Raw genomic sequence first — 15,495 nt, forward strand, 5'->3', positions numbered from 1 at the left:
TGCTGCATGCCTCCGGCGAGCAGCAGGAGCAGCAAGTGCCCGGCAACAAGTGATCTTGACCGCTTGTCAAACGATCTCGGCTGCCGATCTCTTACACGTCGCACAAGCCGTCCTGCGGCGCACTGAACCCGAGGCTGTTCGGGTTGAACTCGGCCCAGTCGTCCTGTTCCCTCGAGCACCTGCGACGGACAGCGCCGCCATGCTCCCGGGTGCTCAGGGGAGGAACGTCACTGCCGGGAAGGTTGGGGACGGCCTGTCGAGCAGGTGGCCCCGACGGTGGCGCAGGTGCTCGTCGAAGAACGCGAGCGGGTACGCCTGCTGGATCTTCACCGCCTGGTCAGGATCGAGAGTGCCGATCACATCCTGGAGCTGCTGCCCGCTCCATCCGAACAGCTTCGCCACCTGTGGGTACAGCGCCTCGTTGTCGCCGTACGAGACGTGGACGGCGCCCTGGGCCTGGATGTTCAGGCGCCAGCCTCGCAGGTGTGCCCAGAACGCGGCGGCCTCGGGATCCGTGGCCCGGGTGAACTCGGCGGACATCATCATGAACGGCCGGCTCAGGTCGCCGGTCAGCGGCGGGTTCATCTGCATCGGGCCATCGAGGCTCAGCCCGGCCAGGATGCGCTCGTCCGCGAGCATGGCGCAGGCGGTGGCCGTCCCGCCCTTCGACCAGCCGAAGGCACCCATGCGTTGCGGGTCGAGGGAGCCGAGCAGCCCGGCGGGCAGCTCCCGCTGGTCAACGTCCGGATTGCACCCGGCGGCGATCAGCTCGACGCAGTCGAGGACGAAGCGCAGGTCAGCGGCGAAGTCCCCAGGCAGCGTCGGCGCCTTCCGGTCGTAGAGGGGGACGGCGACCCGGCCGTCGGGGAATTCGGTGTACGTGTCGTGCTGGTGAGCCACCGTCACAGCCGCATATCCATGGCTGGCGAGCTCCTGAACCATGAGGGTGTGGTCGCCCTGGTGGCTGTGCGCGCCGTGCGAGAACACAACGACGGGCAGCCGTCGGCCCGACCGCCGTACCGGAGCGTCGACGTGCCCGGCAGTGAGGGGCGCCAAGGGGACCAGGGCGCTGAACCCCGCGTCGGCGAGGAACGCCTGAAGGGCGCCGGCTGGCATCCAGGGCGCCACCGGGTACCGCTCGACGTCCCGGGCGGGGTACCAGACGGTGGCCATCAGCTCGCGGAAGTGCCCGGGGCCCGCGATGTCGTCCGGGCGCGAGCGGTCGACGAGGTGCAGTTGGACCGTGCCCCCTGGGGGCGTCCCGGTGGGCACGGGCAGCGTGAGCCGCTTCGGGGCGGGCGATGGCGCACCCGGGCCCGCCCATGCGGGGCTGGCGACGGCGGCAAGCGGCACGGCGGCCCCGGCGGCCAGCGCGGCTCCCAGCATGCGCCGGCGCGTCGTGCCCTTCCGGCTGACGAATGGCATGGTGGTCATGGGCCCCTCCTGTGGTCACGGATCGTCAATCGTGCCGCGACGGCCAGCCCGTGGGCACAGGGGAACGCTGTCACGTGCGCCTCCCGTGCAGCATCGGCCCACGGGTATACACCCTGGGGCCGATGCGGTCGGCGGTGTCGTCCTCCCGGTGCCGGTTCAGCGCCGGCTCACCGGCGGGGCCAGGCAGGTCTCCACCGCCCGCCGTTGGGCGGCCCGCGCCGCACCGCTGCTGGTGCAGCCGCCGCTGTTTCATCTGCTGTGGTGTTCCTCGAGTGAGCAGAAGTAGCTGCGTGCAGGCGCACCGTTCCAGTTCGGCGAACCATCGTTCGATCTGGTTGAGCCACGACGAGCGGGTCGGGGTGAAGTCCAGTTCGAACCGGGGGTGGGTGATCAGCAATTGGTGCACGACCGGCGTCTTGCCCGCGGCAGGGCTGTCACAGCCGAGATGGATGACGACCCGGGGCTGGGCCTGAAGGTCGATCAGGTCGAGGAAGTCGCGGAAACCTTCAGCATGATGGCGGGTGGTTCTGTCGGTAGCTGGTGACGTCAGTTGTTCGTGAAAGCTGACGGCACCAGGTGATGGCCCAGAAAGATGTTCGCGAATTCTGACGTCACCATCGGGGTTGCGGTGTCAGGCTGGATGTGTTCAGTAACGGAGCACCCCCGATGCTGCCTGGCCAGTCGAAGGTCGAGTTGTACGCCGTGCTGCGGCGCGACTCCCGCGATGGCATGTCGAACCCGGCGTTGCAGTGCAAGTACGGCGTCACCTGGAGCACGGTCAACAAGGCCCTGACCTCGGCTTGGCCGCAGCCACGCACGACAACTGCTTCGGCGCGGCCGTCGAAGCTGGATCCGTTCACGCCGCTGATCGACGAGATCCTGCTCATTGATCTGGATGCGACCAGGAAACAGCGCCACACCGTCACCCCGGATCTACCGCCGTCTGATCGACGAGCACTCCTCGTCCGAGGCGTTGCGTTGACCATTTGAACCCGCACCGATGAGAAGGCGCAAGCGTCCTGCGAGCAACCGCGCGGTCCGGCCGGGGACTGAAAGTCCGGTGTTCATACCTTGCTCGCGACCACCATGTAGTTCTCGGCCTCAAGATCGAACGTGCTCAGTTCCGTCTGGAGTCCGACCCGGTGCAGCTCGACTTCGAGTTCCTCGTACCGGTAGGGCCAGCAGGACAGCAGTTCCGAGCGGACAAGAACCAACCCGGTCGCATCAACTTGCGCGATCGCAATCTCGATGTGGTGCTCCTCCTCCCAATGCGGCGCAATCTCCCAGCGGTAGACCACGACGGCATCGCGACCGTTCCGGCGGACGAGTCGGTCACTGATCTCCAGCCGGGAACCTCTGGCCCTCACGAGTTCCCAAGTGCGGGATGTGAGTACCAAGCGCCCGCCGGGGCGCAGAAGCCGTGACATCGACTCCAGAGCAGCACCCCTGCCTGGCGCGCCCGTGGCATGGTGAAGCGAGTTGCCGACGCAGAACACCATGTCGAACGTGTTGTCCTGGAAATGGTCGGGCAACTCTTCCCAGTTCGCCCGTACGGCCCGGACGGATGCCCCGAACTCCTCAGACAACTCTGCAGTCCGACGAACCATCGCCTCGCTGGCGTCAGTTGCGACAACCTGCATGCCACGACCGGCGAGGCCAACCGCCAACTGTCCGGTTCCGCACGAACAGTCGAGGACGTGAGCGTTCGACGGCAGGAGTTTGAGGACGTCGTCGAACGACGCAGCGAACTCGGCTGGAGGCAACTTTGCATCCGAGATGAGCCATTCGTACACCTCGGCAAGCACGTCATAACCCGTCACAACCACTACCTCCGTCACGCGGCAGACTCACGGTAGGACGTCAGTCCATCAGCGGAGCAAGCCGGGCACCAATGGTTTTCGTAAGGATGGCTCCGACGGTGTTTGTGGGTTGTCAGTTGTCCGTCTGAGTGGATGTCACCGGCTGGTTAGCTGGGAAGTTGTTCACATACAACTCGACCGCCACGGCACCGAACTCCTCTTCCAGGTGCTCACCGAACGCGAGGAGAAGAACTCCGTTGCCATCGCCTCCAACGACTCCTTCGCCAAAGCGCACATGTTCCGGCGAACCTGTGCCAGGCAGCGGCGAAACTTCACAGGTTCCGATGGCACCTCGAATACTGCATGATCGACCCGTGCTGATCGAACTGGTGAAGGTCGCGATGTTTCCCGGAACCCCTTGGCTGGCCGATGTCCGAACCGCGTTTGGTCACACTGCAGTCCGATGGTGCGGGGACCGGACCGCGGAGCCTGGCGAGTATCACGTCGAGTGGACGATCGACGAGGACATCGTCTGGGGGCGGAACGCCAAGTCGGCTGTTGGTATCGGTCCTGGGCTCCGGACTGGCGGGCATTGCGTTGTGCTGCGGGGCCGGTTGAGCCTCACAGAGGACGGTGCCGCCCTGCTGGACCTGGACGGCACGCATATCCTGTTGGACCTTGGTGATCCGCTGCCCGAAGGTGTTGCCGGCACCTGGGTCGAGCTCTTCATCGAGCGCGAGAAGATCGCTCTCTACCCCTACGAACTCTGACCAGAGGTCAGTCCTTGGTTGTCTCCCACCCTGACAAGCGGGTTTCTTCGACGCATGGCCTCGTCAATCGCGTTCAGAGCGCGGACGTAACCGAGCACGAGGTCTCGCGCAGCCCCAACCTGTTCCATATGGCGTCATTCCCCCCTGAGCCCGTGGCTGAAGGGATTGTCCATGGGGCCGCCAGCGTCTCCGCAGGACGGCATTCTGAAACGATCAGTTAGTCATGCGGCGTATGTGCTGCGCGGTGTCGTGGGCTTCCCGCTCGGCCTCGGCGAGGGCGTCGGCGGCGGTCTGGCTGTGTTCCTCGGCTTCCTGCTGTTCGTTCTCGGCTTGCTGGAACTCCTCGCGCGCCTGCTGCAGTTGCTCCTCGATTACGGATATCCGCTGGCGGGCCTGCTCGGTGCGGTCGCGCGCCCGTTGCAGCTCGGCGTCGGCGCCCGCTCGCCGTGCGCGCTCTTCGCGCAGGCGCTGCGCGGCTGCCTCTGCTGCCTCCTGCGCTCGGGCCAGCTGCTTCTGGCGGGCGCGGCGCTGCTCGGCGAGTTCGTCCTTGGAGGACTGTGCCGCAGGCGGGGGCGCCGGGCGGCTGCGGGTGCCCGGCCTCTGGGCCGTTGGTGCGGTGGCGGGGCGGAATTCCGATGGCGGGGTGAGGGCGGTGACCAGGCGCCCGCCCGCCCACTGATCGGCTGCCTCCGGATCGGCGAGCACGGCGCGCAGAGACGCTTCGAGGTCTTGCCGGGCCGGTTCCGAGAGCCGGTGCCCGGCGTCGAGGGCGTGCTGGGCGGCCTGCCGGGACAGGGTGGCAACAACCTGGCGGCGCTGCGCGGAGAGCTCTTTGAGTTCGGCGGCATCCAGGGCGTGGTAGGCCTCGCGCAGCGCCCGCCCCAGTTCCAGGAACTGCCGACTCTCTTCCGGCTGGGAGCGCAGCAGAAGGTTGGCCGCCCAGGCCGCGAGGGTGGGGCGGCGGGCGGCATGGATGAGGCGGGCATCATCCACCCGGCCGTCAGTTTTCGCGGCGGCGGCCAGCGTCTCCCGTCGGGCGACGAAGTCGGACGGCGGCGTGGTGTAAAGCTCGTCAAGGACGGCTTCCACGTCGTGCACTGCGCCGTTCCGGCGGCCTTTGCGCGCGTTCAGGGTTTCCACACCTCCGGGCCGCCCTCGTGCCACTCGATCCATTCCGACTCGATGACGTCCAGCTCGTCCCAGCCGGTCAGCCCCGCGTTCTGCAGGAACACGGTGAGGTCATGGAGGCTGTAGGCCGTGCCGAGCACCTGATCGTCGACGCACACCCTGCGGCCACCCGTCCCGGACGGCGGGCAGACGATCACGCGGCGCTCCGGCATGACACCAGCCTCACGCGCGCCTCGCTGCCCCGCATCCTGGCCGGCTCCAGTCCGTGCTCGGCCTTTGTTCTGGTCGATCGTCAACCGGTACGGCACCTTCCACCTGGACAAGCGCCTTGACCTGGGACGGGTTGGCTAGGCCTCGCCTCCGCGCCCCGGCGACGCCGACCGATCGAGCGCGGAGCCACCCGCCCGGTAGCGGGCGCCCGGGTGGCCAGGGCGGTCAGTTGCTTTGTCTGGCTCCAGTGCGCCGACGGCCGGCGGTCGGGTGTGGAGCATGGCCCGGTAGAGGGCTTCCTGCTTCGCGGAGCAGGCAGGGGGCCGCTAGCTCCGGGTTCCTCAAACGGATGACGACGACGGGGCAGAGGACTGAGCCACCGCCTTGGGCAGCGGCCGCAAAAGCCAACTGTGTCTCTTCCGCGCGTGTCTGGGCGGGGTCAAGGGGGAGTGAGGGTGTCGAGCTGGGCGGCGAGGTCGGGGTGGGCGGTGGTCAGATGAGGCCGGGTGGCGGTCAGGGGGTTGATGAGGGCGGTGGGGTCGTCGTGGGCGAGGGCCGCGTGGAGCTCGCTGAGCGGGCGGCGGGCGGCGGGGGGAAGGTCGGTGAGTGCGGTGATCTGACCGGCGATGCGGCGCAGGGCGGCCGCATTGCGGCGGGCCCAGGTGGTGGTGGTGCGTTCGGCAGCCCGGGCCTGGCGGGTGGCCTGGACGCGCTGCTCGCCGGTGCTCCCGGTCGGGCCGGGGCGGCCGCGAAGGTAGCGGCGTTCGGCGGCTTGACGGCTGGCGACACCGAGAGGGTGGGCGAGGTCGGCCCAGCTGGCACCCGCGTCGCGGGCCGTTTCGATCAGGCCGCTCTCCCACCCGGCGAGCTGCTCGCGGACCTGCCGCAGCAGCATCAGGGAGGCCAGGGCCTGCTCCGGGCCCGGCCCGGCGCCGGGGGTGTCGGGAGCCGTGTGCCGGGCGGCGCGCAGGGCGTCGTCTATGGCGTTAAGGGCCGCGGCGGCGGCAAGGAACGACGCCGGACTGTGGGCATCGGTGCTGGACAGGGACGGCTGGTCGGCCGGGCTCACGGGCACCTCCCTCGGGTTGTCATCATGTAGACGACATCACGCTTGTCATCCATTGGATGACATGTTACAACGGTGCCAGTGAGGCGCATTGGCAGTAACTGCCTGAACCTGCTGGAGGTGTTTTCACGATGTTGATGCGCACTGACCCCTTCCGTGACCTGGACCGGCTGGCGCAGCAGCTGATGGGCCCGGGTACCTGGTCGAGGCCGTCGGCGATGCCGATGGACGCCTACCGCGAGGCTGACGAGTACGTGGTGGCCTTCGACCTTCCCGGCGTCGCCGCGGACGCGATCGACATCGACGTCGAGCGGAACATGCTGACGGTCAAGGCCGAGCGACGACCGGTCGCGAAGGGCGACGACGTGCAGATGGAGCTGTCCGAGCGGCCGCTGGGCGTCTTCTCCCGCCAGATCGTGCTCGCCGACACCCTCGACACCGAGCACATCAAGGCCGACTACGACGCGGGCGTGCTCACCCTGCGCATCCCGATCGCCGAGCGCGCCAAGCCCCGCAAGATCTCCATCGGCATCGGGACCGGCCACAAGGAGATCTCAGGCTGACACCGGCCAGCCAGGTGCGGAGGACGGGCACCTGATCTCCCCCTCGCCCCGCCCTCCGCACCCCTTGGGCAGTCTGAAGAAGAAGGGGTGGCGGCCGAGATGACTCTGCGACCTGAAACGTTCCTCGACCACGTGACCGAACGCGGCAAGTACGTCACTGTCGAGGAAGCCGAGCGCGCGGCCCGTGTGGTGCTCGCCCTGCTCGGCGCGCACCTGGTCGGCGAGGTCCGCGCCCAGCTCGCGGCACGCCTGCCGGAGGAGTTCGCCCTGATCCTGCTCAACCCGCTGCAGAGCGCCGAACCGCTGCCCCCGGAGCGGTTCGTGCGGGCGACGGCAACCTGGATCGAGGGCGCCACTGAGCAGACCGCAACCTGGGACGTCAGCGCCGTGCTGTCCACGGTCGCCGACGCGGCCGACGACGACCTACTGGGTCAGATCCTGTTCCAGCTCCCCGTCGGCTACGACCTGCTCTTCGGCCGCCCCCAGCCCACCTGACCACTACCTCGGTGCCACATCCGCATCACCTGGCCCTGACTCCACGAAAGGCATGCACCGCAGTGATCACCGAAGTGCGCGGACCGCTTGAGCACCAGCAGCCGTACTCGACGGCGTACGAGCAGATGCTGGAGAAGGTTCGCTACGAGGGTGCCTACCCCACCCGCGAGAGAGCTGAGGAAGCCGTCCGCCTGGTCCTGGCGGGGCTGGGCCGGCAGTTGACCGGCGACGAACGCGTCGACCTGGCTGCCCGCCTGCCCCTGGAGGCCGCACGCACACTGACCACGCAGATCCCCGACACCCAGCCGCTGACCGGCTGGGCCTTCGTCAAGGACCTCGCCACCCGCACTGGCGCCTCTCTGGCCACCACCCGCTGGGACACCGGCTCTGTCCTCTCCGCCGTCGTCGCCTACGCGGGCCCTGACCTGATCACCCGCATCCTCCATCAACTCCCCACCGGCTACGCCCTGCTGTTCGGCCAAGCCGAACTCAGCCCCGCCGCATAAACGGGGACGGGTCCTTTCGACGCCACGGGGTGGAGACGTTGACATGCGCACGAGTCGTCAAGACCTCACGGGACTCGTGCCGTCGGCGGCCCGGTACCCCGCCCCGACGCCCGGGGCCGCAACAGATCGGGCCCGGTCCGCTCCGCTCCGCCAGGCTCCAGATGTTCGGCCGCCCAGGATTCGCTCTCCTTCGCAAACGCGTCCTGCTCTCTGCCTCGGCCGGTCGATGTCATTGCACGAGGGTTGAGATCGATCTGACGGCTGACCATCTGCTGTCAGCGAATCCGCCTGACCGGGCGGTGATCCCGGTGTTTGTGTGTCGGTATGGAGATCCTGGTTCTGGGTGGAACGGCATGGGTGGCTCGGGAGCTGTCGCAGCAGGCGATCGAACGCGGTCATCGGGTGACCTGCCTCGCGCGTGGCCGGAGCGGAGAAGTGGCTGGCGGAGCGACACTGGTCGCGGCCGACCGGCGCGATCCGTCGGCGTATGAGCCCACGCTCGATCGCGTGTGGGACGCGGTCGTTGAGGTGTCATGGCAGCCGGGCTTCGTTCGTCGAGCGCTCGACGTGCTGGGCAGCAAGGCCGGACACTGGGTGTACCTCTCGTCCGGCAACGCCTACGCCTCCCATGCCACGCCGGGGGCGGACGAGTCCGCGGCCCTGCTCGCCCCGACTGACCGGAGCGACGTCGACCTCGAGTTGTACGGCGAGGCGAAGGTCGCCTGCGAGCAGGCGTCGACGGATGCTGTGGGCGACCGCCTCCTCATCGCACGAGCGGGGCTCATCGGCGGCCCGGGCGATCACAGCGGGCGCTCCGGCTACTGGGTCGCCCGCGCCGCCCGCGATCCGCGAGGGCCGATGCTGGTCCCCGACACACCGGCCCTGCCCACCCAGGCAGTCGACGTGCGGGACCTCACCGCCTGGCTGCTCGACGCCGCGGAGACGGGCACCACCGGCACATACAACGCTGTCGGCCCGGTCGTTCCCTTCGAGGAGTGGATCGAGTTGTCCCGCGCCGCCGGCGGGCACACCGGCCCGGTGGTCACCGCCGAATCGGCGTGGTTGCTCGCCAACGGCGTGGCCCAGTACATGGGATCCGAATCGCTGGCGATGTGGCTGGTCGAGCCGGGCTGGGAAGGGTGGTCGGCCCGGGACGGGTCCTCGGCGGGCGCCGCGGGGCTACGCCACCGAGCCCGGGCGGAGATGCTGGCCGACACGCTGCGCTGGGAACGCGAGCAGGGGCTGGACCGGGAAAGGCGCGCAGGCCTCAGCGCGCAACGCGAGCGCGAGTTGCTGCACGCCCTCGGCTGACGGCGCTGAACCGGTTTCGCACACCCGATTGTGCGGGGCTGCCAACTCTGCGGTGTGATGCCCAAGGAGCGGATGAGCTGGGTTACTTCTTCTCGGAAGAGCTTGTCCGGGCTGAGGGCCCCAATACCCCATGGGCCATCGCGGGCGCTCTCCTCAGTTTCCCCACCACGAGGCGGCCCTGCAGGCCTCCAACAGGGGCCGTGAAAAGGCCATTTGGGCCGGCATCGAAGTCGCCGGCCGAGTCACAGCCGCTGTCCTCCTCTTCTCCGCGGCCATGGTCGCTCGGGGCGCGCAAGCGGTCCGGGATCTTTCCGTGGTGCTCTTCAGCGATCACTGGTCGGCGCATGGGCGTCGGTCAGGTCGGGATCGGAGGCCAGGCGCAGTCGCGCCTGGTGGAGGTGGACTCCTGCAGTCGCTGGGGCAATCCCCATGCCGCGGGCGATGACGGCCACGGGAGTGCCGGTAGCCCAGTACCAGGTCATTTCCCGCATGCGGTCGGGCAGTTGCTGGAAGGCCCTTCCCCGCACTGTATAGCTCGTCTGACGTCTTGCAGCAGGTCAGGAGCCTGCCATGGCATTTCTCACGCCGATTGTGACCCTTTCGGGCGCGGCAGCGCAGTGACGAGTGAGGCGGCGGGAAATTCCTGCTTCCGCAGCGACGTGCGCGATCGGACGTCCGGCATCGACCCGCAGGCACAAGCGCAGACGTCCTTCGGGGGTCAGCGGTGCGTTGCGATGTCCCCTGCTGGTGGCGCTCCTGGACTCGGCGGCCGCGTTCACCGGGAGCCCTGGGATCTCGGTGCTCCCGCGTGAGCGGCTGTGCGTAGCGTCAGCGTGCGAACTTTTCGATGGCCTCCGGGGTGACGGGGGTGAAGAAGTTGACGAGGTTGCCGTCGGGGTCGCGGAACAACAGCGACCGGTTGCCCCAGGGCATCGTGGTGGGCCCGGCGACGAAGTCGGTGACGAAGCCGGTCAGGTCCTGGTGAACGCGGTCCACGTCGTCGACGAGGAACTCGGTGATCACGCTGTGGTTGTCCGCCGGGCGGGCAGAGCCCGGGGCGAACAGCGGGACGGTGCGGGTGCTGCCGATCGCGAGGGTTGCGCCGGGGGTCTTGAGTTCGGCGAAGTCCTCGTTGGCCCACGTCGCCCGCGTCCCTGTAGCTCGCTCGTAGAACTCTACGAGGCGCGCGACGTCGCTGGTGATGATGCGGATCGAGACGAAGTGCATGGGAATCTCCTTGGCTGTGCTGGAGGCGTGCACGTCGCAGGCTAGGAGAAATAGGGGACAGAATCGGTCCTGTATTCGCGTTAGGCTGCGAACATGCCACGACCCACCGGCCGCGTGCTGACACTCCTGGAGCTGCTGCAGTCGGGTGGCACCCGGACTGTGGCCGAGCTCGCCGACCGTCTCGGCGTCGAAGGGCGCACTGTGCGGCGGTATGTGGGCCAGCTGATCGACCTGGACGTGCCCGTGGAGTCGGTGCGCGGCCGCTACGGCGGGTACCGGCTGGCTCCCGGGTACCGATTGCCTCCGCTCATGCTCAGCGACGACGAGGCGCTGGCCGTGCTGCTCGGCCTGGTCGCCGGCCGCCGGGCAGGGCTGACGACGACGGAGCGCACGGCGAACGAGACGGCGTCAGCCAAGATCCGGCGGGTGCTGCCCAAGCACATCGCCCGCCGGCTCGACACACTGCTGGAAGCTCTCGCCTTCACGGATCAGCCCGGCGAGTTGGACCACCCGGACGCCGGGCTCCTGCTCACCATCGCCGATGCGGTGCGCCACCGCCGACCGGTCTCGATCCGCTACACCGACCGCGACGGACGGCGCAGCGAACGCACACTGCACGCGTACGGGATCGTCGCCCATGCGGGCCGGTGGTACGTGACGGGCAAGGACGCCCAGGTCGGCGAGGACCGAACCTTCCGGCTCGATCGCATCGCAGCCGCAAGGGCCCTGCCCGGCTCATTCGAGGCGCTCGCGGGGCCCGGTCCGGCACAGCGCGTGTTGTCAGGATTCGCCACGGCCGAGTACCGGCATGAGGTGACCTTGCGGATCCATGGGACAGTTGAGCAGATCCGCGCGCACTTTCCCGCCAGCGTCGCGAGCCTGGAGGAGCACGAGCCCGCGGCCGGCCAGGACCCGGAAGCCGAGCACTGGCTGCGCGTCGAGCTACGGGCGCAGCGGCTCGACTGGTTGCCTCGGATACTCGTCTCACTCGACCGGCCGTTCGTCATCGAGCGCCCCGATGAACTACGCGACCTCGTCATCGCGCTCGCCGATCGCCTCACGTCCTACGCCCGCCAATCCTGAGCGCGAGGAACCGATGTCATGAGACGGCACATCTAGGCGCTGCAGTGGACGATGAAGGCACCCTTGGTCACTGTCTTGACCCAGGAGTGGGCCCAGCCGGCAGGAGCTGCTGCTCGCTGCTGCATGCGGCCGCCGACAAGCCAGGCTGGGCGATGACGGTGTTGATGTGGGGGCGCAACGGAGGCGCGCGCTCGCGGATGCGGTAGATCTCGTCGATGCTGCCGATCAGGTACGGGCTCTGTCCCGGATTGCGGGCGGCCCACTTCACGGCACGGTTGTACAGAGTCCGCAGCAACGCCTCGGCACCGTACTCACGCCGCTTCGCACCACGCACGGCCTGGCCGCACACCTCGTACAGGTCGGCGACGCGGCGGCCGGGTGTGGGCTCGTGGGAGTACTTGCAGTGCACGAGGGTGATGGTGATGTCCGTCTCGTCTGAGCAGATGCCGACGAGGTCGGCCACTTGCATATTGGGCTTCGAGTCAGTCGCATGTGAACACTCATCGCCCGAGCCGGCTCGCTGGCGCGGTGATCTGCGACCGGTCTCAATCGCCCCCGGTCAACAGGGCGGCGGCTTCCTCCAGGACTCCGGGCTCCGATGACCGCGCAGAGGTACTTCGACGGGAGAGCCTGGCGCAACGCAGCGCGCCTCCGGCGCGCCGGCGGCAGACACGGCGCTGCCACCGGCAGTTACTAGGGCCTGTCCGGCGGATCACGTGACCGTTCCGTGTTCGACTCGTTGGCATGGACATGGGGCGGTGGGATCTGACGCGTGAGGAATGGGCCCGGCTGAAGCCGCGTCTGCCGAAGTCAGGCAAGCGGGGAGGCCGTTGGGTGAGCCATCGCAGGATCATCAACGGGATCTTGTACCGGCAGCGCACGGGGGTGCCGTGGCGGGATCTACCCGCGCGTTGCGGCAAGTGGAAGACCGTGTACGACAGGCACAGACGCTGGTCAGCCGACGGTACGTGGGACAAGATCTTCGCGGCCATCCTGACCGACGCCGATGCGGAAGGCCGCATCGACTGGTCGATGGTGAGCGTGGACTCCACATCCTGCCGGGCTCACCAGCACGCCGCAGGAGCGCGCCAGGGAGCTGCGCGGGTGCCGGGAAAAGAACGACGCCCCGGCAGCACCGCCCCGACGAGGGACTGGGGCGCTCTCGGGGCGGCCTCCCCTGCAAGATTCATCTCGCAGGGGAAGGAGGGCTCCGTCCCCTGGCCCTGTTGATCACGCCGGGCCAGTGGGGCGACGCCCCACAGCTCATCCCCGTGATGGAACGCATCCGCGTCCGCCGGCTCGACGGCGGGCGCCCCCGCACTTGGCCGGATCACCTCGGCGGCGACAAGGCGTATTCATCCCGTCGCAACCGCCGCTACCTGCGTCGACGCCAGATCAAGCACACCATCCCCGAACCCAAGAACCAACGGGCGCACCGCAAAAGCCGTGGCAGTCGCGGCGGGAGACCCACCGGGTTCGACAAGACGATCTACAAGCGCAGGAACGAAGTGGAGCGGACGATCAACGCTCTCAAAAACTTCCGGGCCGTGGCCACGAGGTTCGACAAGCGCGCCTACGTCTTCCACGGCACAATCACCGTGGCCTCGATCCGCCTGTGGCTCAGGTCGTGATCAGGCAGATAAAGCGGTGGTCGTCCGCCCAGCCACCCTGACACGATCTGGGTGTGACCACATTGTTCCTGATGGTCGGCCTGCCAGGGGCCGGAAAGACCACGAGGGCTCGACAGCTCGCCGAGGAGCACGGCGCGCTGCGGCTGACGCCCGACGACTGGATGATTCCCCTGTTCGGCAAGGCGGAGGCGGACGGGAAGCGCGATGTGCTGGAAGGGCGCATGCTCTGGCTCGCCTTGGAGGCGGTCAAGCTAGGCACCAACGTTGTGGTGGACTACGGCTGTTGGTCCCGCGACGAACGATCCGCGATCCGCTGGCTGGTGGAGGCCGAAGACGCCTGCTTCCGCATGGTCTACCTGCCGGTAAACGATGAGACACAACGCGCCCGGATCGTCCATCGCTGGGCCACCGCCCCCGAGGAGACGCTCCCGATGACTGAGGTCGACATCCTGCACGGGCGGGCGCACTTCGAGGAACCCGACGCGGCGGAGCTGGGAGGACGCGGGGCCGAAGGCCCGCCCCCCGGCTGGGCGGACTGGCGGGAGTGGGCCGCCAACCGTTGGCCGTCTTTCGCGTGACTGTTTCGGCCCAACACGGTGTGACTCGGCTCTGGGGCAGGATCTTCGGTCAGCAATGAGTACGCCCTGGAAACTCGACAACACAGCCGTGCCGGGCGCACTCGCGTCAGCCCATAAAGATCCGCCGGACAGGCCCTAGACACTCCCTCAGCACTCCTGAAGATCACCAACAGAGTCACTTCTCGGCGAACTGCAGCACCGACACCAGCGCCAACTGCCCTGGTGAGAAGCCCGGTCGGCCATCGATGGGGTATAGATGCGTGAAGTCCTCGTCGGCGAACACCACATCCAGCCGGTCCCGCATCAGCATCACCGGCGTCACGCTCGGACACGTCGCCCACGCCGTCCGGACCGTCATCGGGGGAATCCGCTGAAAACTTGCCGGACGCATCGACACCGTCCACCGCCCCAAAACCGAGGCCACCCCGCCACCGACCAGCCAACCACCAACAGCGACCGCCGTCACCACCCCGCCAAGATCACCAACAGAGTCACAGCATTGCGTCTAGGCGTCCGCGCCGGGCCCTTGTGGCGGCCAGTCGGGGGCGGGGTCCTGGGCGAGGAGGGGCCGGAGGGCGCCGAGAACCGCGCCGATGCAGACGTCGCGCAGTTGGGTGCGGGTACAGGTCTCGTGGGTGAGCCAGTCGACGCAGAGGACCTGGACGAAGACCAGCCAGCTCTTCAGGACGCCGGACACGCCCTCGCGGGCGCTCTCGTCCGCGAGGGGGAGCACGGTCAGCAGCCGCGCACGGAGCGCGTCCAGCTCGTTCGTCATGATCGTCTGGATCACCGGGTCGCCCGCGAGGACCCGGTTCGCGGTGAGGACGGCGTTGCGGTTCGCCACGAAGTAGTCGAGATGGACGTCCATACCCTGGATGAGCTGCTCCACCAGGGAGTCGGTGGGGTCGAGCTGCGTCTCGGCGAGCAGCTGGTTTGCCGCCTGCTGGTAGACGGCTGCGAACAGGGCGTGCTTGCTGGGGAAGTGACGGTAGAGCAGGGCCCGGGAGACACCGGCCTCTTCGGCGACGTCCTCCATCAGCACGTCGGCGTAGGGGTGTGCGGCGAAGAGCCGTGCGCCGACGGCGAGGAGTTGGGCGCGGCGGTCGGTGGGGGTGAGTCGCTGGCGGGGAGGCACGAACGCAGTTTAGTTGACACAGGTCTACTAGCGCGCCCACTGTAGTAGACGCATGTCAACTAAGCTTCGGCGGCTTGGAGGGATTGTGGCCAGGGTTCTGCGCGTACTCACACAGCTGATGGGCTGGGCCTGCGTGACGATCGGCCTGTTCCACGTGGCACTCGGCAACGCGGCGCTCCCCGGCGCCGGTTCCGCCGGCGCGACGGTCGACAGCTGGGGCCGGTTCATGGGGGCCAGCTTCGTCGGCTACGGGCTGGCCTGGCTCTGGGCCGCGCGGCAGCGTCCGATCCCGGCTCGGGTAGTGCGGTGGCTGGCCGGCGTCTTCCTGCTGGGCGGCGTGGGCCGGCTGCTCTCGCTCGCCGTGCACGGCTGGCCGCAGTGGTTCCAGATCGCACTGACGGTGATCGAACTCGGCCTGCCGCCGGTCTTCTTCTGGCTGGCCGATGCAGAGGAGCGGGCCCCGCGCGGTGACGTGGAGGCCGTGCCCGCCGGGCGATGAACGCCCCTGAGCTCTTCCGGGTCGAACGCTTGGGCGGGGAAGCTGAACTGGAACCCAGGA

General features: G+C 68.4%; 20 protein-coding genes. 11 read left to right on the forward strand and 9 right to left on the reverse strand.

Annotation, left to right across the window (positions count from 1 at the left end; genetic code table 11):
- Positions 1-213: 213 nt before the first annotated feature.
- A complete protein-coding gene (locus ACN6LB_RS37110; RefSeq protein WP_445029702.1) occupies positions 214-1,434 on the reverse strand; it encodes an alpha/beta hydrolase in 1,221 nt (406 codons plus the stop codon).
- A 382-nt stretch (positions 1,435-1,816) separates the two neighbouring features.
- Here ACN6LB_RS37110 and ACN6LB_RS37115 point away from each other — a divergent pair, with 382 nt between their 5' ends.
- Together ACN6LB_RS37115 and ACN6LB_RS37120 are read left to right on the forward strand one after the other, a co-directional pair.
- On the forward strand, positions 1,817-1,978 hold the full coding sequence (locus tag ACN6LB_RS37115) for a hypothetical protein (protein ID WP_445029703.1): 162 nt from the start codon (positions 1,817-1,819) through the stop codon (positions 1,976-1,978).
- A 122-nt stretch (positions 1,979-2,100) separates the two neighbouring features.
- On the forward strand, positions 2,101-2,424 hold the full coding sequence (locus ACN6LB_RS37120) for a hypothetical protein (protein ID WP_445029704.1): 324 nt from the start codon (positions 2,101-2,103) through the stop codon (positions 2,422-2,424).
- A gap of 74 nt (positions 2,425-2,498) precedes the next feature.
- On the opposite strand, the gene ACN6LB_RS37125 is transcribed toward ACN6LB_RS37120, so the two are convergent.
- Entirely contained in the window at positions 2,499-3,254 is a 756-nt protein-coding gene (locus ACN6LB_RS37125) for a class I SAM-dependent methyltransferase (RefSeq protein ID WP_445029745.1), read from the reverse strand.
- 353 nt (positions 3,255-3,607) lie between these two features.
- On the opposite strand from ACN6LB_RS37125, the gene ACN6LB_RS37130 reads away from it, so the two are divergent.
- The gene (locus ACN6LB_RS37130) at positions 3,608-4,003 is read left to right on the forward strand and encodes a hypothetical protein (protein ID WP_445029705.1); all 396 of its coding nucleotides are present in this window, start codon (positions 3,608-3,610) and stop codon (positions 4,001-4,003) included.
- Between the two features lie 213 nt (positions 4,004-4,216).
- Here ACN6LB_RS37130 and ACN6LB_RS37135 read toward each other — a convergent pair whose 3' ends face one another.
- From ACN6LB_RS37135 to ACN6LB_RS37145, 3 genes are all read right to left on the reverse strand, one after another.
- Positions 4,217-5,134 (reverse strand): hypothetical protein, encoded by a 918-nt coding sequence (locus ACN6LB_RS37135; RefSeq protein ID WP_445029746.1) that lies wholly within the window; start codon positions 5,132-5,134, stop codon positions 4,217-4,219.
- The gene (locus ACN6LB_RS37140) at positions 5,131-5,343 is read right to left on the reverse strand and encodes a hypothetical protein (RefSeq protein WP_445029706.1); all 213 of its coding nucleotides are present in this window, start codon (positions 5,341-5,343) and stop codon (positions 5,131-5,133) included. The genes ACN6LB_RS37135 and ACN6LB_RS37140 overlap by 4 nt, the downstream gene beginning before the upstream one ends.
- A 437-nt stretch (positions 5,344-5,780) precedes the next feature.
- Complete coding sequence (locus tag ACN6LB_RS37145; protein ID WP_445029707.1) at positions 5,781-6,410, reverse strand: type III effector protein; 630 nt, start codon at positions 6,408-6,410, stop codon at positions 5,781-5,783.
- Positions 6,411-6,538: 128 nt separating this feature from the next.
- Here ACN6LB_RS37145 and ACN6LB_RS37150 point away from each other — a divergent pair, with 128 nt between their 5' ends.
- From ACN6LB_RS37150 to ACN6LB_RS37165, 4 genes are all read left to right on the forward strand, one after another.
- Complete coding sequence (locus ACN6LB_RS37150; RefSeq protein ID WP_445029708.1) at positions 6,539-6,970, forward strand: Hsp20/alpha crystallin family protein; 432 nt, start codon at positions 6,539-6,541, stop codon at positions 6,968-6,970.
- A 99-nt stretch (positions 6,971-7,069) separates the two neighbouring features.
- Positions 7,070-7,465, forward strand: a complete 396-nt coding sequence (locus tag ACN6LB_RS37155) for a DUF2267 domain-containing protein (protein ID WP_445029709.1) — start codon at positions 7,070-7,072, stop codon at positions 7,463-7,465.
- Positions 7,466-7,527: 62 nt separating this feature from the next.
- Positions 7,528-7,971, forward strand: a complete 444-nt coding sequence (locus tag ACN6LB_RS37160; RefSeq protein WP_445029710.1) for a DUF2267 domain-containing protein — start codon at positions 7,528-7,530, stop codon at positions 7,969-7,971.
- 324 nt (positions 7,972-8,295) lie between these two features.
- Positions 8,296-9,282, forward strand: a complete 987-nt coding sequence (locus tag ACN6LB_RS37165) for an NAD-dependent epimerase/dehydratase family protein (protein ID WP_445029711.1) — start codon at positions 8,296-8,298, stop codon at positions 9,280-9,282.
- A gap of 828 nt (positions 9,283-10,110) precedes the next feature.
- Here the strand turns inward: ACN6LB_RS37165 and ACN6LB_RS37170 are convergent.
- Positions 10,111-10,509: a VOC family protein gene (locus ACN6LB_RS37170; RefSeq protein WP_445029712.1), complete on the reverse strand. Its 399-nt coding sequence runs from the start codon at positions 10,507-10,509 to the stop codon at positions 10,111-10,113.
- A 93-nt stretch (positions 10,510-10,602) separates the two neighbouring features.
- Here ACN6LB_RS37170 and ACN6LB_RS37175 point away from each other — a divergent pair, with 93 nt between their 5' ends.
- Entirely contained in the window at positions 10,603-11,592 is a 990-nt protein-coding gene (locus tag ACN6LB_RS37175; protein WP_445029713.1) for a helix-turn-helix transcriptional regulator, read from the forward strand.
- Positions 11,593-11,659: 67 nt separating this feature from the next.
- Here the strand turns inward: ACN6LB_RS37175 and ACN6LB_RS37180 are convergent, their stop codons facing one another.
- Positions 11,660-12,055 carry a hypothetical protein gene (locus tag ACN6LB_RS37180; RefSeq protein WP_445029714.1) on the reverse strand — a complete coding sequence of 132 codons (396 nt, stop codon included), beginning with the start codon at positions 12,053-12,055 and terminating at the stop codon, positions 11,660-11,662.
- A 287-nt stretch (positions 12,056-12,342) separates the two neighbouring features.
- On the opposite strand from ACN6LB_RS37180, the gene ACN6LB_RS37185 reads away from it, so the two are divergent.
- Together ACN6LB_RS37185 and ACN6LB_RS37190 are read left to right on the forward strand one after the other, a co-directional pair.
- Positions 12,343-13,223 (forward strand): IS5 family transposase gene (locus tag ACN6LB_RS37185; RefSeq protein ID WP_445029747.1). Its coding sequence is split into 2 segments (ribosomal slippage): positions 12,343-12,703 and positions 12,703-13,223, totalling 882 coding nucleotides; the frame shifts between segments, so codons are not numbered across the junction.
- Positions 13,224-13,276: 53 nt separating this feature from the next.
- On the forward strand, positions 13,277-13,801 hold the full coding sequence (locus ACN6LB_RS37190) for an AAA family ATPase (RefSeq protein WP_445029715.1): 525 nt from the start codon (positions 13,277-13,279) through the stop codon (positions 13,799-13,801).
- A gap of 175 nt (positions 13,802-13,976) precedes the next feature.
- Here ACN6LB_RS37190 and ACN6LB_RS37195 read toward each other — a convergent pair whose 3' ends face one another.
- The gene (locus tag ACN6LB_RS37195) at positions 13,977-14,270 is read right to left on the reverse strand and encodes a hypothetical protein (RefSeq protein ID WP_445029716.1); all 294 of its coding nucleotides are present in this window, start codon (positions 14,268-14,270) and stop codon (positions 13,977-13,979) included.
- Positions 14,271-14,306: 36 nt separating this feature from the next.
- Positions 14,307-14,936 carry a TetR/AcrR family transcriptional regulator gene (locus ACN6LB_RS37200; RefSeq protein WP_445029717.1) on the reverse strand — a complete coding sequence of 210 codons (630 nt, stop codon included), beginning with the start codon at positions 14,934-14,936 and terminating at the stop codon, positions 14,307-14,309.
- 85 nt (positions 14,937-15,021) lie between these two features.
- On the opposite strand from ACN6LB_RS37200, the gene ACN6LB_RS37205 reads away from it, so the two are divergent.
- On the forward strand, positions 15,022-15,435 hold the full coding sequence (locus tag ACN6LB_RS37205) for a DUF4345 domain-containing protein (RefSeq protein WP_445029718.1): 414 nt from the start codon (positions 15,022-15,024) through the stop codon (positions 15,433-15,435).
- Positions 15,436-15,495: the final 60 nt, after the last annotated feature.

It is taken from the genome of Streptomyces sp. SAS_270, from assembly GCF_052543295.1.

What these genes read in the sequence shown, in the direction of transcription:
- ACN6LB_RS37110 (WP_445029702.1), bottom strand. Translation starts at nt 1,434, where the DNA reads ATGACCACCATGCCATTCGTCAGCCGGAAGGGCACGACGCGCCGGCGC.
- ACN6LB_RS37120 (WP_445029704.1), top strand. Translation starts at nt 2,101, where the DNA reads ATGCTGCCTGGCCAGTCGAAGGTCGAGTTGTACGCCGTGCTGCGGCGC.
- ACN6LB_RS37140 (WP_445029706.1), bottom strand. Translation starts at nt 5,343, where the DNA reads ATGCCGGAGCGCCGCGTGATCGTCTGCCCGCCGTCCGGGACGGGTGGC.
- ACN6LB_RS37150 (WP_445029708.1), top strand. Translation starts at nt 6,539, where the DNA reads ATGTTGATGCGCACTGACCCCTTCCGTGACCTGGACCGGCTGGCGCAG.
- ACN6LB_RS37155 (WP_445029709.1), top strand. Translation starts at nt 7,070, where the DNA reads ATGACTCTGCGACCTGAAACGTTCCTCGACCACGTGACCGAACGCGGC.
- ACN6LB_RS37165 (WP_445029711.1), top strand. Translation starts at nt 8,296, where the DNA reads ATGGAGATCCTGGTTCTGGGTGGAACGGCATGGGTGGCTCGGGAGCTG.
- ACN6LB_RS37170 (WP_445029712.1), bottom strand. Translation starts at nt 10,509, where the DNA reads ATGCACTTCGTCTCGATCCGCATCATCACCAGCGACGTCGCGCGCCTC.
- ACN6LB_RS37175 (WP_445029713.1), top strand. Translation starts at nt 10,603, where the DNA reads ATGCCACGACCCACCGGCCGCGTGCTGACACTCCTGGAGCTGCTGCAG.